The organism is Pseudarthrobacter sulfonivorans, from assembly GCF_031454915.1.
Lineage (GTDB): Bacteria > Actinomycetota > Actinomycetes > Actinomycetales > Micrococcaceae > Arthrobacter > Arthrobacter sulfonivorans_C.
Window position 1 is genome coordinate 177,336 of sequence record NZ_JAVDRS010000009.1, and the last position, 24,859, is coordinate 202,194.

Below are 24,859 nucleotides of genomic sequence, written 5' to 3' on the forward strand. Positions count from 1 at the left end.
GAAGGTCACCCAAGGCACACCGTGGCCGGCCGGGCATCAGCTGACCCGGGCATCAGGCTGACCGAAGCAGCACAGCGGCTCCCGTGAACCGGTCCCGCGATAGGTCCAGCAATGCCTGGTCCGCCTTTGTCCACGGGTAGGCGACAGTGGTCGGGCGGAGGGGGATCTTCTCGGCCAGCGCCAGGAATTCCAGGCCGTCGGTTCTGGTGTTGGCCGTAACACTGCGGAGGTGGCGCTCCTGGAAAAGGTCCCTTTGATAGTCCAGGACCGGGATGTCGCTCAGGTGGATTCCGGCGATAGCGAGGGTGCCACCACGGTCCAATGCCCTGAGCGCAACAGGCACCAGCCCGCCCACAGGAGCAAAGAGGATGGCCGCGTCCAGCAGTTCAGGAGGGGCGGCTTCAGCGGCACCGGCGAACCGGGCCCCCAGTTCAAGGGCCAACTGCTGCGCCGCAGCCGATCGTGTCATGACGTAGACGCTTGCTCCCTCGTAGATCGCCATCTGCGCTGTCAGGTGGGCTGAACCGCCAAAACCGTAAATTCCCAGCCTGCCGCCCGGCGGGAGCCCGGAGCACCGGAGCGCCCGGTATCCGATGATCCCTGCACACAGCAAGGGGGCGGCTTTCTCATCGGTGAACACCTCAGGCAGGGGGTACGCATAGTCCTGGTGCGCGACCATCAACTCCGCGTAGCCGCCGTCAGTATCCCAGCCGTTGAACGTCGGGCTGAGGCAAAGATTCTCTGACCCGCGCAGGCAAAACCGGCACATGCCACACGTTCGGGCCAGCCAAGCCGCTCCCACACGCTCGCCAAGACGGAAACGGGAGCTGCCTGCTCCGAGTGCCACCACGTCGGCAACCACTTCATGGCCAGGGATCCTGCGCGCGGCACGGGGGCTAAGGTCTCCCTCGGCAAGGTGCAGATCTGTGCGGCAGACGCCACAGGCACGTACGGAGAGCAGGACCTCACCCGGCCCGGGCGACGGATCAGGCCGCTCGCCCAGCCGCAAGGGACCGGACACGATGGGACCGGGCTCCTCGACCCACCATGCCTTCATGAAGTGTCATTCCAGTCCAGCGCGGGTGGCATCATCCAAGGGACTGCCCCATGTCAGCGGGGCGGCAATCCTGAAGCGCCGTCCACTCACTTCCTCCGGCACAATCCGGAGGAAGTGATCCTTGCGGCCCGTCTCCCAGGGAAACAGCAGCTGCCCGACAGAGGCCAGGAGTTCGGGAGTCCGGGTCAGCGCGGTGGCCTGGCCTTTCACCACAACACTCCAGGCGACGCCTCCATCCGTGTTGGCAGCATCGGCTTCAAGCGCCACCATCTTGCCCACTGCGGCCGAAAGCTTGGTGCCGGCGCCGGTGCGGAAGACCAGCGTTTCGTGGTCAACCTTGTAATTGATGGGAAAGATCTCGGGGTGGTCGTGCACCCAGACGGCAAGGCGGCCCACGGAACCGCCCCGCAGCAACGCCCAGCACTCCTCAGTTGGCAGGTTGGCGGTCTCCGGTATCGATGCATCTGTGGTCATGCCCACGAGCATAGAGGCGTGGTCGGCCCGCAACACAGGGCACAAAGACCCCTAAATCCAGCCTGTGAGCATGGAGGAAAGGCGCAGCGAGGCGTAGTCTGTGTGCAACTGCTGCAGCCGGTCGGCCTGCGTGTGCGGTCAAAAAACCGCGGAAGGCGGTCCCGTGATCGAACCCACCCGGCAAACCGTGGAGGGCCAGCAGCCTCTTGCCAGCTCGCGGATGGACGAACTCCTGACCGACTTTGTTGACCGTGCCGGGGAACTGGTGAGCGCCCAACAACGGATGCAAGGCCTTTTGAATGCCGTCGTTGCACTGGCCGAAGACCTGAGCCTGGAGGCCGTCCTGCACAGGGTGGTCACTTCCGCCTGCCATCTTCTGGAAGCTGACTACGGGGCGCTTGGAGTCATCGGGAGTGACCGTGGCCTGAGCCACTTCATCACGGTGGGGATCGAGGAGGACCTCGCCCACACGATTGGCCCGCTCCCTACAGGCCACGGCGTTCTCGGCTTATTGATCCGGGATCCGAAGCCGCTGCGCCTGCATGACCTCAGCCAGCATCCGGATGCCTACGGGTTTCCGAAGCACCATCCGCCGATGAAATCGTTCCTCGGCGTACCCATCCGGGTGCGGGATGTTGTGTTCGGCAACCTTTACCTGACTCAAAAAAGGGGTGGCGGCGACTTCACGGACGAGGATGAGGAGCTCGCGGAGGCACTCGCTGCTGCCGCCGGCGTCGCCATAGAAAATGCCCGGCTCTACGATGACGCCAGGCGCAGGACAGCATGGCTTCAGGCCTGCATGGACGTTACCGGCAAGATGGGCGACGAGGAGGCGCCGGGGGACCAGGACGGGGGACTGGACATGATCGCCGCCAGGGCACTCCAGGAGTCCCGTTCCTCCCTTGCGCTCATCCTTGTTCCGGAAGGCACTTCCGGCCTGTTCCGCGTCGCGGGGGCCGCGGGAGGAACCGCCCCGGAGTGGGTCGGACGGCTTTCCCCGTTTGATTCAGGGGAGATTGACGCAGTTCTTTCCACAGGCCAGGCGGCTGTCATCGAGGATGCTTCGTCGGGCCTCGCTGCTGCCCTGTTGCCGGATGACGGCCGGCTGTTGGTGATAGACCTCAGCGCACGCGGCACCCACTACGGGCTTTTGGTCCTCGTGCGCGAACGCGTTGCCGGGACGTTCAGCAAGACGGATGTGGAGATGGGCTCAGTGTTCGGTTCGCATGTTGCCCTTGCCCTGGAACTCGCGAGAGCTCACCGGATGCGGGAACAACTAGCGGTGTTCACTGACCGGGACCGGATCGCCCGCGACCTGCATGACCTCGTGATCCAGCGTCTGTTCGCAGCAGGGCTCAGCATCCAAAGCCTCCGGCGCGTGATTACCAGCGACGCCGCCGTCAGTACCCTGCAGAATGTTACCGCCGAACTAGATGAGACCATACGGGAGCTTCGCAACACCATTTACTCCCTGAATGACTCCGCCCTGGAGAAGGAACTTCTCAGCAGCCGTGTGCTGCAGGCAGTCCGCACTGCCGCGCAGTCGCTTCGGTTTGTCCCCAGGCTTACCCTGACAGGCGCCATCGACGCGATCAGGGATGATGAAACAGCATCAAACATCCTTGCAGTAGTTACCGAGGGGCTCAGCAATGCTGTCCGCCATTCGGGAGCGGATTCCATCCGCGTATCCGTTGCCGTGGACGAAGGAACCGTGTGCGTTTCAGTCCAGGACAATGGCACGGGATTCAGCGTGCCACCGCCCGGCAACGGTCTGACGAACATGCAGCACAGGGCCAACAAGCTTGGCGGCACTTTCGAAGTCTCCAGCTCCCCGGAAACGGGAACAGTCCTGACGTGGACGGCCCCTGTGTTCTAGCTTCCACTGGTCCTAGTTCTGCTGGTCACGGTGCTGCGCCATATGGACCGCCGCTTGCGTCCGCCGCTCAAAACCCAACTTCGCCAGCAGGGACGAGACGTAGTTTTTGACAGTCTTTTCCGCAAGAAGCATGCGCTCGCCGATCTGACGATTAGTCAGACCCTCCCCAATAAACTCCAACACCCTGCGCTCCTGCCGGGTCAGCCCTGCGATCCGTGGGTCCACACGCTCTGGCTCGGCAAGCCCCTGGACGATCCGGGCCTTCAGGTCGGCATCAAACAGGGACTCTCCCTTGGCGGCACGGCGCAGGGCCCCGATCAGGTCGGAACCACCGATCTCCTTCAGAACGTACCCGGAGGCCCCGGCCAGGACTGCGCCGCGGAGTGCCTGCTCGTCGTCGTAGCTCGTGAGGATCAGGCAATTGATCGTTTCGTCGACCGAGTGCACATCGCGGCAGACCTCAATCCCCGTGCCGTCCGGCAGCCGTGCGTCAAGAATCGCCACGTCCGGACGCATCGCCGGAATCCGACGCGCCGCTTCGGCGGCGGAACCGGACATGCCGACGACCACGAAACCCTCGCTCTCCAGGAGGTCCTGCAGGCCGCGCCGCACCAACTCGTGGTCGTCCAGGATGAACACCCGGATCCCGTCGTTGGACAGTTCAACGGCGTGCTCCGGTGCTGCTGAAGCGTTCATGCCGATCCCTTCTTGCCTCCGCTGCCTACCCGCAACGGGCTGCTGTCCTGAGCCTGACTCATTCTTTAGGAACCGGGGGACCGCCACAAGGGTCCAATGACCCGAACGGGATCCTGCGGGTGACAGTGCAGCTCTCAGACGTGACCTTTGGCCCTAGTAACGAGGGCACTGCGGCCTAACTCTGGAAGGTACTCAGTGCCCGGCTGGGGGTGCGGAGCCATGAACGTTGTTGCTACGACGGGAGGACTCCCAATGAAAGCTCGTTCAATCACCATGCTTGTTTTCGGCATCCTGTTCTCGATGCTGGGTGTGGGACTGCTGTTCGGCGGCATCGCCGCGTCGTGGGTCAATGCACTCCAGAACGACGGCGGATACCTCACCTCGCCGAGGGAACGTTTCGCTGTCGATTCCTCGGCCATCGTCTCCGCCCGGGCGGACGGAATACGTGGCGACACCTACCCGGGACCTCTGCCCTTTGACGTGGGCAGCATCCGGATAGCGGCGGAGTCCGCCAACCCGGGCAAGGATGTTTTTGTCGGCATCGCGCCCAGACAGGACGTTGACCGTTACCTTTCCGGATCCAACTACTCCGAACTGCGGGAAGTCGAGTTCCGCCCGTTCCGTACCGAGTACCGGGAAGTGCAGGGGACAACCCAACTATCAGCTCCCGCAGACCAGACGTTCTGGGTGGCTTCCGCGGCGGGCAGCGGCGAACGGAACCTGGACTGGAAAATCGAAGCGGGGGACTGGTCCGTGGTGGTCATGAATGCCGATGCCAGTCCGGGAATTTCGGCGGACCTGCAGGCAGGGTTCCGGTCCGAGCTGTTCGGTCCCATAGCTGCGGGCCTGCTGGCAGCGGGAGCCATCCTGCTGATTCTCGGTGTGCCGCTCCTGATCTTCGGCGCTCAAGGGCTGGGACGCCATGCTCCGCACCCGGGCGCTGCCGTGCCAGCAGCGTCCGGCCCCGCACCCACGCCAGCCTTCCAGGGCACGGCCGCTCAGCCAGCAGGTATTACGGCTGCGGCCGAGCTGGCGCCCTATCCGGCGCGGCTTCGCGGCGACCTCGATCCGGTGCTGTCCAGATGGATGTGGCTGGTGAAGTGGTTCCTGGCCATCCCACACTTTATTGTGCTGTTCTTTCTCTGGTTCGCGTTTGTTGTGGTCACCATCATTGCCTGGTTCGCCATCCTGTTCACCGCCCGCTATCCGCGCTCCCTCTTCAACTTCAATGTGGGGGTCCTGCGCTGGAGCTGGCGGGTGTCCTTCTATGCCTATTCTGCGCTGGGAACGGACAGATATCCGCCATTTACGCTGGCCAGGACGGACTACCCCGCTGATTTCGAGGTTGACTATCCGGGGCGGCTGTCCCGTGGACTTGTGCTGGTCAAGGGCTGGCTCCTTGCCCTGCCACACCTGATTATCGTTGGCGCGCTGACCGGCTCGAGTACTGTCCGGTGGACCGACCCCGACACCCCGGGAGTCAGGTACGAGACCGGGACAGGATTTTCCTTGTTCGGTTTCCTCGTTCTGGTTGCGGCCGTGATCCTGCTGTTCAGCGGCCGGTACCAGCGCCCGTTGTTCGACCTGATCCTAGGCTTCAACCGCTGGATCTACCGGGTCATCACCTACGTGGCCCTCATGCGCGATGAATACCCGCCGTTCCGTCTCGACCAGGGTGCCCGGGATATCGGGGAACTCCGGCCCGATGCCAACAACAGCAGCACTCTGCGGGCGCCGGTCCCGCAGGATGGTGCCGTCCCGCCCGAAAGTCCTCTGCCGCCGTCGGACCCTACAGGGCGCACGTAGGTCCTTGGCTGCGACCGCCGAGCGTCCTAAGGTCGAGGCCATGAGGCCTGCATCCCTAAGGACGGCGATTCTGCAATTCCCCTTGGTGGCCGCCACACTGACGGCGGGGGCGGCCGTCATCCTCATGCTGGCGTTGGGTGCGGCTCCGGCGGCACAGTGGACAGCCAGTGCCTACGCCCTCCTGATCGCCGTCATCCGGTCGGGCGCAATGATCAAGGCGCTGATCGGCGGCCGGTGGGGTATCGACCTGCTGGCCGTGACTGCCATCGCCGCGACGGTGGCAGTTGGCGAATACGTGGCGGCCCTGATCATCGTGCTCATGCTTGCCGGGGGTGAAGCCCTGGAAGACATCGCCCAGGGACGGGCCACCCGCGAGCTGAGGTCCCTGCTCGAGCGCACCCCGCAGACCGCCCACCGGCAGCTCAATGGCGGTCCGCCGGAAGACATCCCCGCCGATGCGGTCCGCCCGGGGGACGTCCTCCTGATCAAACCGTCGGAAGTGGTGCCAGTGGACGGAGTACTGCTGACCGGAACCGGCAGCTTTGATGAATCCATGCTGACAGGGGAAAGCCTGCCAGTGGAACACACTGAAGGCGACACACTGCTCAGCGGATCCGTTAACGGCGATAATGCCGTGAACATGACAGCGACGTCCACGGCAAAGGACTCGCAGTACAGCCAGATCGTGGCCCTCGTCCAGGAGGCAGCGTCGAGCCGGCCGCCAGTGGTCCGGCTCGCCGACAGGTACGCCGTCCCGTTCACGCTTCTGGCATTCGCCCTGGCCGGCGCGGGCTGGTACTTCAGTCAGGACCCTGGGCGGTTCGCCCAGGTCCTGGTGGTCGCCACTCCTTGTCCGCTGCTCATTGCAGCCCCGGTGGCGTTTCTTGCCGGCACCAGCCGGGCGGCGCGTTCCGGCATCATCATCAAAAACGGGGGCACCCTCGAACAGCTTGCCCGCGTGCAGACGGCCGTGTTCGACAAAACAGGTACGCTCACCCACGGCCGGCCAACACTGCATGGCATCAGGTTGCCGAAAGCGGAAGCCTGGCCGATCAGCGAGGACCGGCTGCTGCAGCTCGCCGCGTCTGCAGAGCAGTATTCCTCCCATGTGCTTGCATCATCAGTGATTGCCGCCGCGAGGCAACGCGGCCTCGAACTCTTGCCCGGGAGCGACGCGAATGAACACGCAACACAGGGAGTCACCGCTACGTGCGGGGACCACCGGGTAGTGGTGGGTAAACCCGGCTTTGTCCGGTCTGTCACCACTGGTTTTGAGGAGGCCGACCTTGCCGGCGGACAGCTGGCGGTCTATGTGGGTGTTGACGGGCGTTTTGTGGGAGCGCTGGTCATGAGCGACCCCCTGCGGGCAAATGCAGTAGGCACGTTGACCGGCCTGAGGCGGCTGGGCGTACGGGAAACCCTCCTGCTGACCGGCGACGCCCGGCCCACGGCAGAACAGATAGCCAGCCAGGCCGGGATCAGCCATGTCCGGGCAGGTTGCCTGCCCGGCGACAAAGTTTCCATCGTGGCAGGACTGCGGAAGCGCCCGGTCATGATGGTGGGCGATGGCGTTAACGACGCACCGGTTCTGGCCGCCGCCGACGTAGGCGTGGCCATGGGCGCCAAGGGATCAACTGCGGCGAGTGAATCGGCGGACGTCGTCATCATGCTCGACGATCTATCCAAGGCCGTGCTCGCCGTCGAAATCGGCCAGCGGACCATGCGGATCGCCTTGGCGAGCATCTGGACGGGCATCCTGCTCAGCGTCGGACTCATGATTGCGGCAGTCTTCGGCTACATTCCCGCTGTTGCGGGAGCGCTCCTTCAGGAGTTGGTGGACCTGGCCACCATCCTCAACGCGCTTCGTGCCCTCCGAGGTGGCAGGAAAAGAAGTACGACGCCGGTGGGAGGCATGCCAGTCAGCGTCGCCGGAGTCAGGTGAGAGCCGCCGTCGTAGGCTGCTCTCTGCCTGCCCGGACGTCAGTGCTGCCCGGCGTCCAGCGGCGGCCACCAGTGCGACGCGGGATTGATCACGAAGCGCCGGCCGGTGACCTCGGTGGGCGTTACCCGCACCAGATGATCCTTGCTTCCGGTCTCCCACGGTGAGAGTCCTGCATCTGCGGCCTCCTGGAAATCCTCCTGCGAGTCCACAACTGAAACGCTGCCCTTGACGATGACGCTCCACGCAATGGTGCCGTAGGTGTTGAGGCCGTCGGCTTCCAACACAATGGGACTGCCGCCCAGCAGGGCGTCCAGTTTGGTTCCGGGCCCGGTTCGGAATATCACCGTGCCGTTATCGGGGACGTAGTTTACGGGGAAGATTTCCGGCCCACCCCCGGTGGTGACAGCCGCCCGGCCGACCGAAGCTGATCGGAGGTACTTCCAGCAGTCATGAACGTTGAGGACTTCCGTCTGGGATCCCGAAGTGTCGCTTTGCATGTTCGCAGGCTACTACGTCTGGTGCTATACGTGGTGGATTGGTGTTATCACCGTGGGGCACGGGAGATGCGTTAGGACTGCATGTGCTGTGGAACCGAGCAGCAGCCGTTTGAAACCGCCCCTGCCTCGGCTTCCAACCACCAGCAATTGGGCACCAGCTGCGGCTTTGACCAGCGCCGCAGCCGGTTCCTTCTCGGTATCCAGGATCTTGTGCACCACCAGGTCCGGGTAATCCTCGCGGAGGCCGGAGATTGTTTCGGAAAGCACCACCTGTTCCTCGTCCTCAATTCGCTGGGACAGCGTCCCGGTGAGGGCTCCACTGTCGACCCATTTGTCCGGTTCCCAAATGGCATAAACCACCGTCAGCTCCTGGCCCTCCCGGTCTGCCTCGGCGGCAGCGAACGCAACGGCCTGCGTGGCCTCTTCAGAGCCGTCCACGCCCACCACCACGCCCTGCCCGCCTTCAGCCTCCGTGATTCCAATGACCGCGACCGGACACTTCGCTGCAGCGGCGACCTGTAGGGCCCGGTCCCTCAACGAGCCACCCAAATGCGGAGCCCCGGACCCCACTACCAGCATCGATACCTGGGTGGAGTACTTTCGCAGCGAGCCCGCGATTCCTCCCTCCAGGACTTTGGTGGTGACCTCAACCGGAAGCGTGCCCCTCACCCGCCCGGCAGCGGTTTCCACCAATTGTTCACCCTTCTCCAGCAGCTCTCCGGTCCACGGGATCGGTTCGGCCAGCCATCGGTCATCAACAACGTACAAAATGCTCAGCGGAAGGCCGGCCTTAGCCGCCCGGCTGGCAGCCCACTGCACGGCTGCCTGGCTTTGCGGCGAGTCGTTGGTGGCGACGGCGATCGGTTTAGACGTTCTCACGGCTGGTCTTCCTTCTACTTTTGTCGGGGCTGTGGACAACTAAGACGGGGCAGTGCGCATGGGCAACACAGGCTGAGCTGACGGACCCCAGGAGAAGGCCACCGAATCCACCATGGCCACGCCTGCCAACAACGATCATGTCCGCATGGCGGCTGGCGTCGATGAGGGATTCCCGGGGGTGGCCCCGTACCACGCGCGGGATGACGTTGGGCGGCACTTCGTCGCCGAAGGCCTGTTTCAGGGCTTCGTTGAGGACCATCATGACGCGTTCCTCGAAGCGGTCGATGCCCATTGACACATACGCGGCGTAGACCTGCGGTTCATCCCAGTAGGCGGTGGCCAGCACCTTGGCCCCGGCGGGGGCTGCCAGCCGCTGGGCCTGGCGGAGAGCTTCCACTGACGCCTCCGAGCCGTCCACGCCCACCACGAACCTGGCGCCCTCCAAATCCTCCATGGCCCTTCCCTTCGGTACACGGTTGCTGCCTCCAGCGTGCTGCCTCAGGCACCCGACCTGTAGGGCCGAAAGTCACCTAGAAACTCGAGAAACTGCCCGAGCCGGAAAAGCTTCCGCCGCTGCTCCCGTAACCTGTGGTGGCGCCGCCGCCCCTGGCGGAGCTGACGCTGCCGACGCCGGTGTTCAGGCCGGAGTTGAAGGCAGGAACCGAAAAGAAGTAGTAGGACGGGTAGACCGTTCCGAGGATGCTGGGTTCATAAGTCCGCCGGTGGCGGCTGTCTGTGCCGTCCTGCGCGTTCTCCATCTCCCTGCGCATGAGCTGTGCTTCGCGATCGGTCTTGGCAAAGCCCTCGACCACTGTTTCTGCGTGGTTCTTCAATAGAACTGACAGGTGGCTCCGGGCGTCGCGCAACCGGTCCAAGGCACCTTCCGGTGTGATCGTCCCGTCTGAGAGTTCCGTGGTCCAGCACTCGATGTCGCGCAGGCTTTCATCGCGGAAGGACCTGAGTGCCGCGGCGGTAGCCGAGGCACTTTGCCCTTGGCGCTTGCTGAGCAGCTGCTCCACAGCCGCCAGGTCGCTGCGGAAGGGCGCCAACTGCCGGTCCCAGGCTGTGGGCCAGGTGGTGAACTTGTTGAGCAACGCGTTGGTGTCGGCAATGACGTCGTCCAGGGCATCCAGTTCCGCCGCCGCATCTGCGTATTCCCGCACCAGCTTGAGGTTTGATCTGCGGCCCAAAGCCTTCGGATTCAGGGCATGGACCCGGTTCGAGAGCTCGGTTGCGGCGTTGTACCGGTTGAGGAAATTACGGTGTTTTTCCAGGACACTGCTTCCGTAGGAAGGAGACCCGGGGATGGTGCCGGCATTGAGTTCAGTGACGTCCAGGTCTGTGCTCACACTGGCGTAGCTCCGGTCTCCCCGTGCCAGCTCCTTCCGGCTTGCCGCCCTCGTCAGGGCACCCACCGTCAGCCATGCTCCGATGCCCAGGCCGGCCAAGGCGCCGGTCACCCAGGCCGTGATCACGAAGGCGGCCGACTGGTACCAGGGCTGGTTGATCAGTTCGGCACCGCGGCGGACTCCGGCGATGGTCCCGTCCGTCCATTGGGCGTCCCGCAGGAGGTCCTTTGCGGCATCCTGGATGTTGTCCCGTTGTTCCAGCGAGACCTTGCGGTCCTCGCCCATGTACGTGCCAACATGCCGGCCCACAGGATCGAGCGCGAAGATGAAGAGTCCGTCGGCCCACTTTTGCCCGTCGGGACTGATCCAGTCCGGGTGTTCCGCGCGGGCGAACCTGAGCACTTCTTCGTTCAGGTTCTCGGCCGCGCTCCCGTTGTGGGTGTACACCGCCACCTTCGTGGGCTCGTGAAATTGGATGCCGGCGATGGCCGGGACGAGGGTGTTGTAGTCGAGGACTCCCGCCCGGTCTTCAATGACGACGTCCGTGGGAGTCACGGCGAGCGCAGGAACGGCGCCGCCAAGCAGCACGGCAAACACGATCAGCAGCAGCCTGAACGCCTTGAGCATGGTGATTCACCTTTCCGAAGCGGCGTGCGTTCGCGACTACCTGGTCGTTTCCACGGGAATGACCTCGATGCGTGCTGCCTGACCGTCCGCCGGACCAATCACCAATAGAACGCTCCCGGCGGCAACACCGGCGAGCGCAGCGACCACCCGCTCCACCAGTTCAGGATCCGACGGGGGGACGACGCCGGCCGGTAGCGGTGTGCCGCCGGCATCGACTCTCTTCCACACAGCGACTTTGGCGCCGGTCGCGGCGGTGATGGCCCTGGACAGCGGCGCGGGGTCGGAGGCCGTCACCATGGTGACGTGATCAATGGTTCGCGCAGTGGCCGGGGAGGCCGCTGCCAGGAGCGCGTGCTCGCGCCGCCACAGGCCAAAGTGGTAGGCGGCAACGAGCCCGGCCGCTACCAGGAGACCGAGTTGCGCTCGGATCCGGTCCAGGAGGCTGCCCCCGCTTACCTCGCCCAGGAGGAACTCGAAGAACCGATAGCCAATGATGAGGAGGGCGATCAGCGCCACCACGGCGCTGATGCCGAAGAACGCTACGAGGTAAACTCGCCTGCCTGGCGGAATGGTGTCCGCGGTGTGCGGTTGCCTCGTAGGCCTCCACGCCCGCCACCAGACCGGACCGCCCACCACGAGGGAACTGATCCCTCCCAGCAGGAGGGTTCGTGTGCCGCTGCCCGCGAGGGGTGAAACCGCCATGGCAAGCGAAGCATTGATGACTACCCCGACGCCGGACGCGGCCGCTGCCAAGGCAAGCCCCGATGTCACCAGCCGGCTCGCACGCCGGGTGGCAACAGACCGATGGGCCCCGCTGACGCGGTGATAGCGCCACACCAAAGCACCCACAGCAGCGGCGGCGATGGCTGGGCCCAGTGGGGCCAGCAGTTCGTTAATCGGTTCACCCTGGTCGAATGCCGCTCTGAGGAGTACAAAAACCACGACGCCGGCCCCGCCGAGTGCGGTGATGCCCGCCGCGAAGATCCCCACACCAATCAACGCCACGTCCACCAGGGCGGTGTCCAGTTTTCGCCCGCCGCCCCTATGCCAGTGCCACCACCACACGAGACTTCCGCCAACGGCCCAAACCAGCGCCCGGAGCACGGACTGCCACCAGGCGTCCCCGCCCGGCGTCAGGCTGATGTACCCCCGGATCGCGACGTCCAACAACCCGCCCACGGCCGCGATGGCGGCAACAGCGCCCACCACCAGCCCGAAGACCGAACCGATGACCGCCGGGAGATCGTCAAGAGTGAGGGGGTGTTTGGCAGGGTGCCGCCACATCCAGCGATGCCAGAGGAAGATGCCGCCCCAGACCAGCCCGTTCGACAAGGGCGAATGCCACTGAGGTTCCGTCTGGCCGATGAAGGACGCCGCCATCCCCAGGATGGCCGTCGCAGAGGTGATGAGGGAAACCGCATAGACGGCTGACAAGTACAGGCCCCAGCCAACGGAGCTGCGCTCCGCGCCGTCGTCGAGCCTTTTCCAGACAACCCACCACAGGAGCGCGGCGAGCGGGCCGCCGATCAGCGTGAAGGCAAGGGAGCGGGCAACACCGGCCACATCGGTGGATGCCAGCAGAGCGCCAGTACTGAACAGGCGCTCCAGGAGGCCACTGAGCCCCGCTGCTGCGATCACCACCAGTGTGAACAACAGAACGTACAGGATCAGGCGCCGGAGGGTGAGTTGGGCGGAACCTGCCGTGGGAATTGTTGTCCGGATGTCAGAACTCATGGCCTCCCTGCCGATCGGGTGCACGACTGGAGCTGGTACGGCGCCTGGTCGACGAGCCATTTGCCGGTTGTCTTCACCAGGGAGAAACGATCCTCCATTTCGTACTCGGACGGTCCGAACGGGCCGCCCGAACCTGAATTGACCACCGAGACCTTCACGAGGGCTGTGTTGTCACGCTCTGTGGTGGAGACTAAAACCACGCGTGTGGGCAGCGGCCCGCTGTCACGGAAGCCGCTGCACAAGGACCTGGCCGCCTCCGTGAGGTAGGAATTGGCTGTGGCCGTATCACCGGCGATCACCGCGGTGCTGTACCGCTGCACCACTCCCTGGGGTGTCGCTGCGTCCAGCGGCTGAGGGTCCCCGCGCGTAAAAACGACGGCCAGTGCGACGACTACCAACACCGCAATGGCGGCCAGGATGGCGATGAGAATACGGTCGGGCTTTCCCTTCGCAGCGTTCATGCCGTCAGTATGGCGTACCGGCAGCTCTTTTGTATGTGTCTTCCGGCCCGCAACCGGCCAGCTCACAGAATGTGGATCAGGCCAGGGCCCTTGAGGAAGGGCCCTGGCCTGAGGGGTGTTCCCGCCGCCTGGTGGGCAGGATCAGAGCACGCCTAGAAGTTGAAGCTGTCGACGTTCTCTGCGGTGAACACTGTCGGGTCACCGAGCAGCACGGTCTTGTCAGCACCGATGGTGTATTCGCCAAGTGTTCCGGCCTTGAACTTCTCGCCTTCGGCTCCGGTGATTTGCCCCGAGGCGAGGGCGGCGCCGGCATAAGCTGCCAGGTAACCAAGCTTCTCGACGTCCCACAGGGCGAAGGCCTTCATGGTGCCGTTCTTGACGAACTCCTTGAGCTGGCTGGGGAAGCCAAGGCCCGTCAGCGCCACCTTGCCCTTGTATTCAGACCCTGCCAGGTACTGGGCTGCCGCTGCTACGCCCACAGTGGTGGGGGAGATGATGCCCTTCAGGTTCGGGTGCTGCTGCAGGAGGGCCTGCACTTCCTGCTGGGACTTCTGGGCGTTGTCATCCCCGTAAACCGTCGCAACGAGCTTCAGCTTGGCGTATTCGGGCTTCGCAAGCTCCTTCTTCATCAGTTCGATCCAGGCGTTCTGGTTGGTGGCATTCGCCGTGGCAGAGAGAACTGCGATGTCCCCGCCGTCCGGCCCGACTGCCTCCGAGATGAGTTTGACCTGCGTCGAGGCGATGCCTTCCGCCGTGGCCTGGTTGACGTATAGGTCCCTGCACTCGGGATCGGTGTCGGAGTCGAAAGTCACTACCTTGGCGCCGGCGGTCCGCGCCTCATCGAGGGCCGAACAGATAGCCTTCGGGTCATTGGCTGACGTGACAATCACATCACTGCCCTGCTGGGTCAAGGTGTTGATGTAGCTCACCTGGCTTGACGCGCTGGCTTCGGACGGGCCAACTTCGGAGAACGTGCCCTTGAATTCCTCCACGGCGGTCTTGCCGCCGCGGTCGGTCACGGTGAAGTACGAGTTGTTCAGCTGCTTGGGCAGGAAGGCGACCTTGAGACCTTCCTTGAGCGGCGCATTCGCATCTGCTGAAGCAGTAGCAGCGCTGCTTCCGCCGTCGCCGGAACCGGAGTTGACTGTGGTGCCGCCACAGGCCGTCAAGGCCAGGGCGAGGCCGGTTGCGATGGCCAGGTAGGCCGGTGCGCCCCGGCGGGTTCCTTTGCTGCTGAATTTCATGGCTGGTGCCTTTCCTTGTGAACGTCGTTGTTGCAGGGTGTGCTGAAATACGGCTAGGTGGTGTGTGGTTTCCTGCGGAGAGTGCGGCCCCACACAATGGCGTTGGGTGCCACGACGGCTGCAATCAGGAGTCCGCCGGTCAACATGGAGAGCGTGTCCTCCGGGACGCTGGCGAGCTGCAGGGCATTGCGGAGGATGGCAAGCAGCGCGACGCCTGCGATGACGCCGGGCAGGTTGCCTTTGCCGCCGAAGATCGACACGCCGCCGAGCAGCACGGCGGCGATGACGGACAGCTCCAGCCCGGTCGCGTTATCTCCCCGGGCGCTGCCGTACCGCAGCGTCCACCAGATCCCGACGAGTGCGGCGATGGCCCCGGAGGCAACGAAAAGCCAGAACTTGGTGCGTGCCACCGTGATGCCGGCGAAGCGTGCGGCGTCCTCGCTGTAGCCGATGGCGAACAGGGAGCGGCCGAAGCCCGTGAAGTGCAGGACAACGCCGAAGACCAGCGCGAGGAGGAGGACCGGGATGATCCAGACCGGAATGCCGGTTGCCCCGATTTTTGCCTGGAGTGCCGTGGTGATGGCCCGCGGGAAGCTGGTTACGGCCTGGTCTCCCAGGACCACAAAGGCCAGTCCCCGGTACAGTGCCAGCGTTCCGATGGTTACGGCGAGCGAAGGCAATCCCACGACGGACACCAGAAAACCGTTGACGGCGCCGGAGACCGCTCCGAGTAAGAGGCAGAGCGGGATGATGGTCTCCAGCGGAAGGCCGCTGCTCCATAACGCACCGAACAGGCAGCTGATGAAGCCTGCGATGCTGGCCACCGAGAGGTCGATTTCGCCGGTGAGGATGATCAGCGTCATCGGCAGCGCCAGCAACAGGATGGGAATCATGTCAATCAGCAGGAACCCGGTATTGCGGGGGGAGGCGAAGCCTTCCACTGTCAACGAAGCCACCAGGATGCTGACCAGGACCGCGGCAATGATTGCTGTGTCCCAGCCCCGCAGGAACCCTAAACGCGGAGGTGTGGGCGGGGCGGCCGTCGGCCGTGCTGTTTCAGCCAGCATGGGTATCGTGTCCTCTCAGCCGGCGCTCGGTGCGGACGGCAAGGTAGCGGTCAAGGGCAATGGAGGCCAGGATCAGCGCACCGATCATGGCGCGCTGCCAGAACGGGGATACGCCCAGAACCGGCAGGGCGGAGGTAATGGTGGTCAACAGGACTGCGCCGATGGCTGCCCCGTAAACAGTGCCGACACCGCCGGCGATTGCGACGCCCCCCACGACGGCGGCGGCGACGACGTTCAGTTCCAGCCCTTGGCCCGCGGTGGCATCAAGGTTGCCGTATTTGGCGGCGTAAATGACGCCCGCGAGGCCCGCCAGCGCGCCCGAGATGGCGAATGCAATAAACACCTTCCGTCCGACGCCGATTCCGTAGAGCCGCGCGGCGAGCACATCCGAACCGACCGCATAGAATTCGCGTCCTGAGCGCATGTTCCTTAGATAGAGCCCGAATAGGATAACGACAATAAGCGCGATGAGGGCAAGGTACGGGAGCCCGATGAGTGCACCGCTGCCCAGGTCAAGAAATGCCTGGGGCAGGTTGGATGGGCTGATCTGCTGGCCCTGCGCCCAGGCAAAATCAACACCCCGGAAGATATAGAGGGTGCCGAGGGTAACCACCAGGGACGGAACCTTCGCCACGGCGATCAGTGCCCCGTTCACGGCGCCCAGGAGCGTGCCGATGCCCACACCGATCACCAGCATTGCGATGACGGGCAGATCGGGCAGTGCGATGAAGATCTTTCCTGTCGCAAACGCCGTGAGGCCAAGTACGGATCCGACGGAGAGGTCGACGTTCTTGGTAATGATGACCACCGCCTGGCCCACGGCGAGGATCACGAGGATGGAAGAGTTGAGCAGCAGGTCCTTGGTGCTCTGCGCACCGAGGAAGCGGGGGTTCACCGCAACCGTCACGGCAACAAGCGCTGCCAGGGCGAGGAACACACTAAATTCCCGGGAACGTGTTAATGTTCCCAGCCAGGCCAGGGACGGCTGGGGGCGGAGGGCTACTGTGGTCACGCGTGGGTCTCCTTGTCGGCGGAATCGACTCCGGTGGCGGCTGTCATCACCGTTTCCTCGGTGGCTTCACTGCGGCTGAGTTCGGCGGTGATGCGGCCTTCGTGCATGACCAGTACACGGTCCGACATGCCGAGGATTTCCGGGAGTTCGGACGAGATCATAAGGACCGCCAGTCCGGTCCCTGCCAGTTCGGAAATGAGCCTGTGGACCTCGGACTTGGTGCCGACATCGATGCCTCGTGTCGGTTCATCGATGATGAGGATCTTCGGACCGGTGGCAAGCCACTTTCCCAGGACCACTTTTTGCTGGTTGCCGCCGGAGAGTGTTGAGATGGGTGACTCGGGGGAGCCAGCCTTGATCTGCAGCTTTTTCGCCCACTCGTTGGTGGTGCTGGCCTCGGACTTGCTGCTCAGCAGCCCGAAGCGGCTCAGGCGCTTGCGCAGCGTGAGCGTCAGGTTGCGGCTGACGTTCAGTTCCATCACCAGGCCCTGCTTGCGTCTGTCCTCGGGAACGAAGCCGATGCCAGCGGCCATGGAAGCCTTGGGGGAGAGTGCCTTGAGGGGGTGGTTATGCACGATGACTGCACCGGTGTCATATTTGTCGATGCCGAAGATGGCGCGGGCCACTTCGGAACGTCCGGCGCCCACCAGGCCGCTGAGGCCGACAATCTCCCCGGACCTGACGGTGAAAGAGACGTCGTGGAAGACGCCCCTGCGGCTCAGGTTCCGGACTTCAAGTGTCACGTCGCCGATTTCTGCGTCCTGCTTCGGGAAGAGGGAAGCAACGTCCCTTCCAACCATTTGGCGGATCACCTGGTCCACGGTGAGTTCAGAAGCGGCAGCGGTGGCCACGTGGGCGCCGTCCCGCATGACCGTGATCCAGTCAGCCAGTGCGAAAACCTCTTCAAAGCGATGGGAGATGAAGAGGACGGCTGCTCCCCGCGCCTGCAGCGTCCGGGTGACAGTGAACAGCCGCTGCACCTCGACACCGCTGAGGGCTGCGGTGGGCTCATCCATAATCAGGATCCGGGCATCCAGGGAGATCGCTTTGGCGATCTCCACAACCTGTTGGTCGGCGATGGAAAGGCCCTGGGCGATACGGTCGGGATCGATCTTCACCCCCAGCTGGCTGAAAAGTTCCAGGGCCTGTTGACGCATGGCCTTGCGGTCGATCCGCCTGAAGGAGCCAAGAGGCTGGCGGCCCATGAAGATGTTCTCCGCGACGGTCAGGTCCGGAAACATCGTGGGCTCCTGGTAAATGACTGCGATACCTGCCTCCCGGGCGTGGAGCGGGTCGCGGAACGATATCTCTTCGCCGTTCAGGATGACCTCGCCGCGGTCCTGCTGGTGCAGGCCGGCCAGGGTTTTCACCATGGTCGACTTTCCGGCGCCGTTTTCCCCCACGAGGGCCGTGACCTCGCCGCGATAGAGACTCAGGTTTGCTCCTTGGAGGGCCTTGACCGCTCCGAAGGACTTGTGGATACCCCGCAGTTCCAGGACTGGAACGGGAGGTACGATTTCAGCCGCGTCGCTGCGGAGGTCGACGTCATGCATGCCGGTCCCGTCCATGCGGTTACTCCTTTGTAATGAAACGATTCATTTTCAACCTATCCAAAAGGTAGGGCACGTTTCGGGAAGTGTCAACTGTCACATCCGCGGATGAATTCTGCCGTCCGCGGCTGCCGGCGGTGCGGACTGCTGTTCCGGTCCGGACGACGCTATTCTGCAGTGGGTCGTTTGCGTTGCTGTTTGGTTGCCGAGCGCTGTTGTTTTGCGGCGAGGTGCCGGCGTTTGGACCCGCGGGTGGGTCTGGTTGCCCTCCGGCCAGGAGCATCGGGAGCGAGAGCTGCTGCCACGAGGCCGGCGAGCTTCGCCAGGGCGATCTCCCGATTGCGCAGCTGGGAGCGTTGTTCGGAGGCAGTCACGGTGATCACTCCGGCAGTGAGACGTGCGTCGAGGCGCGTGAGCAGCCTCAGCCGCTGGACGTCCGAAAGCGCCGCAGAGCCGGCCACGTTCCAGGAGAGCTCAGCACGGCTGTCCGTCGTGTTGACGTGTTGACCGCCGGGTCCCGAGGAGCGCGAAAAGCGCCAGCCGAGTTCGGACGACGGAATCGTCAGCGCGGGCGATACCTCCAGGTCCATGGAACCAGCGTTGCACAGTATGGGCGCGATCAGAGCCTCCCCTACGGTGCCGCCCCACCGGACTACCATCGTCTCGGGTGAACCCATGGAGCCGAGTCGACCTGGAGAGAAGGAATTATGCCGATGTGGTTGCAGGCTCTGATGTGGGGGACGGTTGCCGGCGGGGCTCTGGTTCTGGGGTCCGGGATCGCCTGGCTGTGGAAAATCCCGCCAAAGTGGGTGTCCACCGTGATGGCGTTTGGGGCCGGCGTCCTGATCTCGGCCCTGGCCTTCGAATTGGTCGATGAAGCTGTCGAGGGCGGCGGACTGCTCCCCACCGTGATTGGATTTCTGGCCGGCGCGCTGATCTTTGTCGGCTCCAATGTCCTGCTTGCCCGCGCCGGGGCAAAGCACCGGAAGCGGTCAGGGGAGAAGCAGCCCTCAGAGAAGGAAGCGCCGGGCAGCGGCACGGCCATAGCAATCGGTGCCTTGATCGACGGGATCCCTGAATCGGTGGTTCTTGGACTTGGAATCCTGGCGTCCGGGACGGTCAGCCCGGCCATGCTCGCCGCCGTCTTCATTTCAAATGTCCCCGAGGGGTTGTCCAGCACCGCGGGGATGAAGAAGGCGGGCCGGGGTCCGGCTTATGTATTCGGGACGTGGACCGGAATCGCCGTCTTCTGCGGGCTCGCCTCACTGCTCGGCTATGCAGCTTTGGAGAATGCGCCGGCTGAACTGATCGCGTTCATCACGGCCGTGGCCGCGGGAGGAATCCTGGCCATGCTCGCGGACACCATGATCCCGGAGGCCTTCGAAGAACACCATAACTTGACCGGGTTTACTGCGTCGGTTGGCTTCCTGACCGCTTTTACCATCCACCGCGTGGGCGGTTGAAATCAACAAAGCGCACACTGGTGTCATGGACGATGATGCTGACGACGTTACGACTCAACGCTCGACGGTGGATGATTGGACGCGGGCACTGGCGGAATCCACCGGCTCGCCGGGTGGTGGCGCCGGGACCGGAGTGATGCTGGCCATCGCCGCATCCCTGACGTCGATGGTTGCCGGTTACACCGAAACTGACCATCACCGACGCTCCGAGCTTGCCAACATCCATGCGCGGGCGCATTCGCTTCGGGAGGCCGCGCTTCGGCTGGCCGACGAGGACGCCTCGGCATCCCAGGCGTTCGGCGCGGCGTTTCGGCTCGAGCCGGGACCGGAACGCGACGATGCCATCCATCAGGCATCCGTCAATGCAGCCAAATCATCCGCAGTGCTCGGCGACCGGGCTATCGATGCCATAGCAGACCTGGGCTGGCTGGCCGCCAACGGCAATCCGGCACTGGTTGCTGACGTTGTTGTAGCGTTCGGTGCCCTCAGGGCAGCCGTCTCAGGTGCGCGAACCAATGTGAGTTTCGATCTCGCCGCGCTCACCAAGGCGGGCGGAGCGCTTGAGCAGGTCCGCGAGCAGCATCCGGTGCTGTGGGCCACGGTGGAGCGGCTCACGGCCGCGCTGGATCAGATCGACGGGCTTACTGCCGGGATAGACCACCGCGCCGCCCCAACCGACAACGTTTAAGCCGGGACGCTAAGCAGTTGCAGGAAGTGCCTCGCGGCTGCGGCCATGTCCACGGACTCGTCGTAGAGCCAGGCAAGCTGCACCCCCTCGATCAGTGACGCCGTCTGGCGGGCAAGAATTGCAGGGTCGAGGTGCGGCGCCACCCGGCCGGCACCGATTTCCCGCTCAAACTCGGACCGCAGTGAGGCGATGATTTCCTGGTCCCGGCGCAGGATGAATGCATGGGCCGGGTGATCGGGGCGCACGGCTTCGGCCCGCAGGGTGGCATCCAGTTGGATCACACCGCGGATGCCGGCGTTGTGGCGCATGACCTCGGGCACCGTTTCCAGGAGGCCCTTCTCCTGGAGCAGCGTGCGGCGCCATGGTCCTTCACGTTCTTCGCGGTGGACCAGCACGGCTTCCAGCAGGGCATCCTTGCCCCCGAAGTGGTGCAGCAGGGCGGTGTGGCTGGTCCCGATTTCTTCCGCGATCTGGCGGATCGACAGGTGCTGGAACCCCTTTTCGGCAAAAACCGCGAAGGCCGCATCAACCAGCTCGGCGCGCTTGCGCTCACCGTTGGCGTACGGCGCCCGCCGGCCGGTGCGCGCCGGTGGCCGCGTCACTTCTGTCATGCCTGTGCCCTCCCGGGGACTGGTGCTGTGATGGCCAGCCTACCAATGTTCCTTTCCAGGTCGGTAAAGATTTCTGCATGAAACTATTCCAACCTGGTAAATGTTTGCCTTAGGGTAGGAACCAGCCGCAGGGCAGGCGCCTCCCACAAGCGGGAGCGGCCGCGCCGGCCCCACCGCGGGGAACAGCAAAACCAGCACAACGAGCAGGAAGGGAAGGCCCGTGACCGCGTCGTCGTTCCGTGATTACCTCTTTGCCCCCGACCACCCGCGGGTGGCGGAGATCCGCGGCCTGAACGCGCGCGAGTACGCTGAGGCCGCCACCAGGGATTCCTTTGCCGGGCCCATGATCGAGGGCTGGCAGACGCTGTATCCGCAGCCGTTCACAGGTATCACGGACGACGGCGTCCTCCGCCCCGGGCTGTATCCGCTGGCTCCGGCGCGGGCGGGGGAGGAAGCGCCCGCCGCGGACATGGTGGCCGCGGCCCGCAGGCTACTGGATGCCGTCACCTTTGAACAGGCCTCCCGGCTGAGATATGCCGTCGATGCTCCGGAATGGCAGAGCTGGGCGAACCCGGAGTTCATGCAGCACGATACGGGACTCCGCCTCGACGAACTGGACGCCCCGGTGCGCGATGCCGTGTTCGCCGTTGTGGAAGCGTCACTGAGTCCCGCCGGCTTTGAGCTGGTCCGGAACCTCATGCGGATCAACGGCTTCCTCGGTGAACTGGTGGAGCTGCCGCTGCTGATGAACGAGTTCAGCTACAACTTTGCGCTCTATGGGGAACCGTCCGAGACGAAGCCGTGGGGGTGGCAGCTGTTCGGCCCCCACGCCGCGCTCAACTGCCTGGTGGCCGGAACCCAGCTGGTGATCTCGCCGGTGTTTATGGGCGCCGAGCCTGATGTCATCGACGCCGGGCCGTACCAGGGTATGGCGGTATTCAAGGAGCGCATCGCCCTGGCGCGGCAGCTGATGGCTGCGTTGCCTTCAGGGTTGCGCTCGGAAGCCACCGTGTATGAATCGATGGTGGATCCTGCAATGCCCGAAGGCCGTCTGCACGCGGGCGACGAGCGGCACCTTGGCGGATGCTTCCAGGACAACCGGGTCATCCCGTACGAGGGCATCCCGGTGGAGGGCATGCCGCCCGAAGCCCGGGCAATCCTGGACGCGGTGGTGGACGACTTCATCGCCTACCTGCCCGACGGTCCGCGGGCTGCCCGTCGCCGCGAGATCACCGAGCACTACGACGAGAGCTTCTTCAGCTGGATTGGCGGCTGGGAGGGGGAAGAAGCCTTCTATTTCAGGCTGCAGAGCCCGGTGGTGATCCTGGAACTGGACCACCACACAGGCGTATTCCTCAGCAACGACGAGCCCGCCCCGTTCCACATGCACACCGTGGTGCGGACACCCAATGGCAACGACTACGGCCGTGAACTGGTGAAGCAGTACCCATCCCGGTAGACGGCAACGCGGGGTCACTTCCGGCCCAATAAATGCACTTTATTGGGCCGGAAGTGACCCCGCGTTGGTTTAAGAACAGATGGCCCGGACTTCCTTTCGGAGGTCCGGGCCATTGGTTTGCCTTGGGTCTTGGGGGAGGAGCTAGGAGATTTCCAGTGCGGTCCGCCGCTGCGGAGGAGGACCAACCACGGTTAGGTCCATTTCCGCCTGAGCCCGGCCGAAGCCTTCCATGTCCATGTAGGGCGCCCCGCCCTCGGTGTACATGTAGTCCTCGGTGGGCTTGTTGAAGTACTCAAAGAAGCCGTTGAAGACCGACGGCGTCAGGAAACCCACCATCTGGGTGTTGTGGGAATCGAAAGCGAACGAGTGGATGGTGCCGGCCGGGGCGTGCACGAAATCCCCCTTGGTCAGCAGCATCTCGCGGCCGTTCGCATACAGCCACATACGCCCTTCGGTGACAAGGAAGTTCTCGGTGTGCTCCGAGTGGAAGTGCAGCGGGATATACGGGGACTTGGCACCCTTGGTGTGCACAGCGAAGTAGTTGGATCCCGTGTTCGCCGGCCGTGAGAGGTAGGTGAAGATCGTCTGGTAGCTGGCCAGGCGTTCGCCTTCGTGGGCGCTGAGGAAGTAGGGGCTCTGCGTGGGCGGCAGGCCGGCGTCGTGCTTGAAGGTGGGCGTGACGCGCTCCACGTCCGGGAACGTGATACCGAACTCGGCGCCAACCTCTGCCTGTTCCTGGAGGCTGGCCTTGTGGCCGGCCCGCACAGGCGGAACGTGGGAATCGATCGGGGTGCCCACCCGCTCGTAGTAGGCCTCGGCGCCACCGGGGGTCATCCAGTTCAGGAAGCGGGTGTAGTGGCTGGCCATCCGGTAGGCGTGCGGCGTGTTGGGCGGGATGACCACAGAGTCTCCGGGGGTGAGGATTCGGCTCTCGCCGGGCAGCCACACGTGCAGGATGCCGTCAAAGACATAGAGGGTCTTGTGCTCCACCTTGTGGCTGACGAAGGGTGACTCCGCCCCCATGCCGCCTGAGATGTACGCGGCGCTGAAGATCCCGCCGGTGTCGGCGGCGCGGGCGATCACGGTCACCAGTTGCCCGTTGATCTCGTAGCGGGCACCTTCTCCCGAGGCCATGTAGTAGGGCACTGCCTCGCCAGGCAAGGCGTTAGACACCGGCAACTGCTGGTTCATTTCCTCAACGCTGAGGGACATCGGTTCCTTCTTTCCTGTTTCGCCCAGTTGGGTTCCGGAAAAGCATGACCGAAATTCGTCACAGACAGGAGTCAAGATTTCATTGATTGAAAACTATCTGGCAAGGCATAACGACTCCAGGCGCACCACTGTAAAAACTGCCTCAAGGAATTTCTGTGCATCTGCATCCACATCCGATGCTGCGCCGGTAGTAGGGGTGTAAGCAAAGATGCCCGCCAGGCGGGCCGATGAAGGAGAAGAACATGCGCAAGAGCATTTTCACAGCAGGAGCAGGCGCAGCGGCAATTGCGGCAGCAATCGCCCTCGCCGGCCCCGCCCAGGCTGCCGAGGGGGACGCCCAGCTTTCAGTACTGCACGGCGTGCCCGGGCTGACAGTCGATGTCTGGGTTAACGGCGACCGCACGCTGGATGATTTCGCCCCCGGCAGCCTGGCAGGCCCGCTGGCGCTGCCACCGGGCGCCTACGAACTCGCCATCACGGCCTCGGATGCCGCCGACGCGTCGGCCCCCGTCATCGGGCCCGTCAGCGTGACCCTGGCCGCGGACGGCAATTACACCGCCGTCGCCAACCTCGACGCAGCAGGCAATCCCACGGCCAACCTCTTTACCAATGATGTCTCCCAAATCGAGGCGGGCAAGGGCAAATTGACCGTCCGGCACACTTCCGCGGCACCCGCCGTGGATGTGCTCGCCGGTGGCGCCGCCGTGGTGTCCAACCTGGCCAACCCCAGCGAGCAGACCCTGACCCTGGACCCCGGAACCATCTCGGCTGCAGTGGCTGCCACCGGCACCACGGCCCCCGTCATCGGCCCGGCCGACGTAACCGTCGCAGAAGGTACGCACACCATTGTCTACGCCTGGGGCAGCGTTGCGGACAAGAACCTGCAGCTGGCCGTGCAGACCATCGAGGGCCTGCACTCGGCTCCGGGCTCGGTACCGGGAGCCCGTGACGGCTCATCAAATGACGGATCGTCCGCCAGTGGCATCTCGGGCAGTGTTTCGGCCGGACAGGTTGTTGTCACGGTCGGATTCGCCGCTACTGCCCTCATCCTGCTCCTGGGCGGCATCGGCATGGCCCGCACCATCGCCGAACTGCGGAAATCGTAATACCAACACGCCAAACAGCGAGGCGGGTCCAGCAGGAAGAAGCCCGGCC

General features: G+C 64.2%; 23 protein-coding genes. 7 read left to right on the forward strand and 16 right to left on the reverse strand.

Annotation, left to right across the window (positions count from 1 at the left end):
• Positions 1-52: 52 nt before the first annotated feature.
• Both J2808_RS18730 and J2808_RS18735 read right to left on the reverse strand, forming a co-directional pair.
• Positions 53-1,057, reverse strand: coding sequence for a zinc-dependent alcohol dehydrogenase family protein (locus J2808_RS18730; protein ID WP_309819656.1), 1,005 nt, complete (start codon positions 1,055-1,057; stop codon positions 53-55).
• A gap of 6 nt (positions 1,058-1,063) precedes the next feature.
• Positions 1,064-1,531, reverse strand: coding sequence for a pyridoxamine 5'-phosphate oxidase family protein (locus J2808_RS18735; protein ID WP_309819658.1), 468 nt, complete (start codon positions 1,529-1,531; stop codon positions 1,064-1,066).
• Positions 1,532-1,694: 163 nt separating this feature from the next.
• On the opposite strand from J2808_RS18735, the gene J2808_RS18740 reads away from it, so the two are divergent.
• Entirely contained in the window at positions 1,695-3,407 is a 1,713-nt protein-coding gene (locus J2808_RS18740; protein WP_309819660.1) for a sensor histidine kinase, read from the forward strand.
• 12 nt (positions 3,408-3,419) lie between these two features.
• On the opposite strand, the gene J2808_RS18745 is transcribed toward J2808_RS18740, so the two are convergent.
• On the reverse strand, positions 3,420-4,103 hold the full coding sequence (locus J2808_RS18745) for a response regulator transcription factor (RefSeq protein ID WP_309819662.1): 684 nt from the start codon (positions 4,101-4,103) through the stop codon (positions 3,420-3,422).
• Between the two features lie 252 nt (positions 4,104-4,355).
• Between J2808_RS18745 and J2808_RS18750 the strand changes: the two genes are divergently transcribed.
• Together J2808_RS18750 and J2808_RS18755 are read left to right on the forward strand one after the other, a co-directional pair.
• Positions 4,356-5,909 carry a DUF4389 domain-containing protein gene (locus J2808_RS18750; RefSeq protein ID WP_309819664.1) on the forward strand — a complete coding sequence of 518 codons (1,554 nt, stop codon included), beginning with the start codon at positions 4,356-4,358 and terminating at the stop codon, positions 5,907-5,909.
• Positions 5,910-5,949: 40 nt separating this feature from the next.
• A complete protein-coding gene (locus tag J2808_RS18755) occupies positions 5,950-7,851 on the forward strand; it encodes a heavy metal translocating P-type ATPase (protein WP_309819665.1) in 1,902 nt (633 codons plus the stop codon).
• A gap of 38 nt (positions 7,852-7,889) precedes the next feature.
• Here J2808_RS18755 and J2808_RS18760 read toward each other — a convergent pair whose 3' ends face one another.
• The 11 genes from J2808_RS18760 to arfB form a co-directional block, all read right to left on the reverse strand.
• Complete coding sequence (locus J2808_RS18760; RefSeq protein ID WP_309819666.1) at positions 7,890-8,348, reverse strand: pyridoxamine 5'-phosphate oxidase family protein; 459 nt, start codon at positions 8,346-8,348, stop codon at positions 7,890-7,892.
• A gap of 24 nt (positions 8,349-8,372) precedes the next feature.
• Positions 8,373-9,227: a universal stress protein gene (locus tag J2808_RS18765; protein WP_309819669.1), complete on the reverse strand. Its 855-nt coding sequence runs from the start codon at positions 9,225-9,227 to the stop codon at positions 8,373-8,375.
• Positions 9,214-9,681 carry a universal stress protein gene (locus J2808_RS18770; RefSeq protein WP_309819671.1) on the reverse strand — a complete coding sequence of 156 codons (468 nt, stop codon included), beginning with the start codon at positions 9,679-9,681 and terminating at the stop codon, positions 9,214-9,216. The genes J2808_RS18765 and J2808_RS18770 overlap by 14 nt, the downstream gene beginning before the upstream one ends.
• Before the next feature lie 76 nt (positions 9,682-9,757).
• Positions 9,758-11,203, reverse strand: coding sequence for a DUF5129 domain-containing protein (locus J2808_RS18775; RefSeq protein ID WP_309819673.1), 1,446 nt, complete (start codon positions 11,201-11,203; stop codon positions 9,758-9,760).
• A gap of 36 nt (positions 11,204-11,239) precedes the next feature.
• Positions 11,240-12,937: a DUF5671 domain-containing protein gene (locus J2808_RS18780; protein WP_309819675.1), complete on the reverse strand. Its 1,698-nt coding sequence runs from the start codon at positions 12,935-12,937 to the stop codon at positions 11,240-11,242.
• Complete coding sequence (locus tag J2808_RS18785; protein WP_309819677.1) at positions 12,934-13,398, reverse strand: hypothetical protein; 465 nt, start codon at positions 13,396-13,398, stop codon at positions 12,934-12,936. The genes J2808_RS18780 and J2808_RS18785 overlap by 4 nt, the downstream gene beginning before the upstream one ends.
• Positions 13,399-13,550: 152 nt before the next feature.
• Positions 13,551-14,642 carry a rhamnose ABC transporter substrate-binding protein gene (gene rhaS, locus J2808_RS18790; protein ID WP_309819679.1) on the reverse strand — a complete coding sequence of 364 codons (1,092 nt, stop codon included), beginning with the start codon at positions 14,640-14,642 and terminating at the stop codon, positions 13,551-13,553.
• A gap of 53 nt (positions 14,643-14,695) precedes the next feature.
• Entirely contained in the window at positions 14,696-15,709 is a 1,014-nt protein-coding gene (locus J2808_RS18795) for an ABC transporter permease (RefSeq protein ID WP_309819681.1), read from the reverse strand.
• On the reverse strand, positions 15,699-16,721 hold the full coding sequence (locus J2808_RS18800; protein ID WP_309819683.1) for an ABC transporter permease: 1,023 nt from the start codon (positions 16,719-16,721) through the stop codon (positions 15,699-15,701). Before J2808_RS18800 ends, J2808_RS18795 begins: the two co-directional genes overlap by 11 nt.
• Positions 16,718-18,289 (reverse strand): sugar ABC transporter ATP-binding protein, encoded by a 1,572-nt coding sequence (locus J2808_RS18805; protein WP_309819685.1) that lies wholly within the window; start codon positions 18,287-18,289, stop codon positions 16,718-16,720. The genes J2808_RS18800 and J2808_RS18805 overlap by 4 nt, the downstream gene beginning before the upstream one ends.
• Positions 18,290-18,438: 149 nt before the next feature.
• Positions 18,439-18,861 carry an alternative ribosome rescue aminoacyl-tRNA hydrolase ArfB gene (gene arfB, locus J2808_RS18810; RefSeq protein WP_309819757.1) on the reverse strand — a complete coding sequence of 141 codons (423 nt, stop codon included), beginning with the start codon at positions 18,859-18,861 and terminating at the stop codon, positions 18,439-18,441.
• A 117-nt stretch (positions 18,862-18,978) separates the two neighbouring features.
• On the opposite strand from arfB, the gene J2808_RS18815 reads away from it, so the two are divergent.
• Positions 18,979-19,734 carry a ZIP family metal transporter gene (locus J2808_RS18815; RefSeq protein WP_309819687.1) on the forward strand — a complete coding sequence of 252 codons (756 nt, stop codon included), beginning with the start codon at positions 18,979-18,981 and terminating at the stop codon, positions 19,732-19,734.
• 25 nt (positions 19,735-19,759) lie between these two features.
• Positions 19,760-20,422, forward strand: a complete 663-nt coding sequence (locus J2808_RS18820) for a cyclodeaminase/cyclohydrolase family protein (RefSeq protein ID WP_309819689.1) — start codon at positions 19,760-19,762, stop codon at positions 20,420-20,422.
• Here J2808_RS18820 and J2808_RS18825 read toward each other — a convergent pair.
• Positions 20,419-21,033, reverse strand: a complete 615-nt coding sequence (locus J2808_RS18825) for a TetR/AcrR family transcriptional regulator (protein ID WP_309819690.1) — start codon at positions 21,031-21,033, stop codon at positions 20,419-20,421. The two genes, J2808_RS18820 and J2808_RS18825, sit on opposite strands and share 4 nt — an antisense overlap.
• 220 nt (positions 21,034-21,253) lie before the next feature.
• On the opposite strand from J2808_RS18825, the gene J2808_RS18830 reads away from it, so the two are divergent.
• Positions 21,254-22,492 carry a DUF3500 domain-containing protein gene (locus tag J2808_RS18830; protein WP_309819692.1) on the forward strand — a complete coding sequence of 413 codons (1,239 nt, stop codon included), beginning with the start codon at positions 21,254-21,256 and terminating at the stop codon, positions 22,490-22,492.
• Positions 22,493-22,633: 141 nt separating this feature from the next.
• Here the strand turns inward: J2808_RS18830 and J2808_RS18835 are convergent, their stop codons facing one another.
• Positions 22,634-23,704, reverse strand: coding sequence for a quercetin 2,3-dioxygenase (locus J2808_RS18835; RefSeq protein WP_309819694.1), 1,071 nt, complete (start codon positions 23,702-23,704; stop codon positions 22,634-22,636).
• Positions 23,705-23,946: 242 nt separating this feature from the next.
• On the opposite strand from J2808_RS18835, the gene J2808_RS18840 reads away from it, so the two are divergent.
• On the forward strand, positions 23,947-24,810 hold the full coding sequence (locus tag J2808_RS18840) for a DUF4397 domain-containing protein (RefSeq protein WP_309819696.1): 864 nt from the start codon (positions 23,947-23,949) through the stop codon (positions 24,808-24,810).
• Positions 24,811-24,859: the final 49 nt, after the last annotated feature.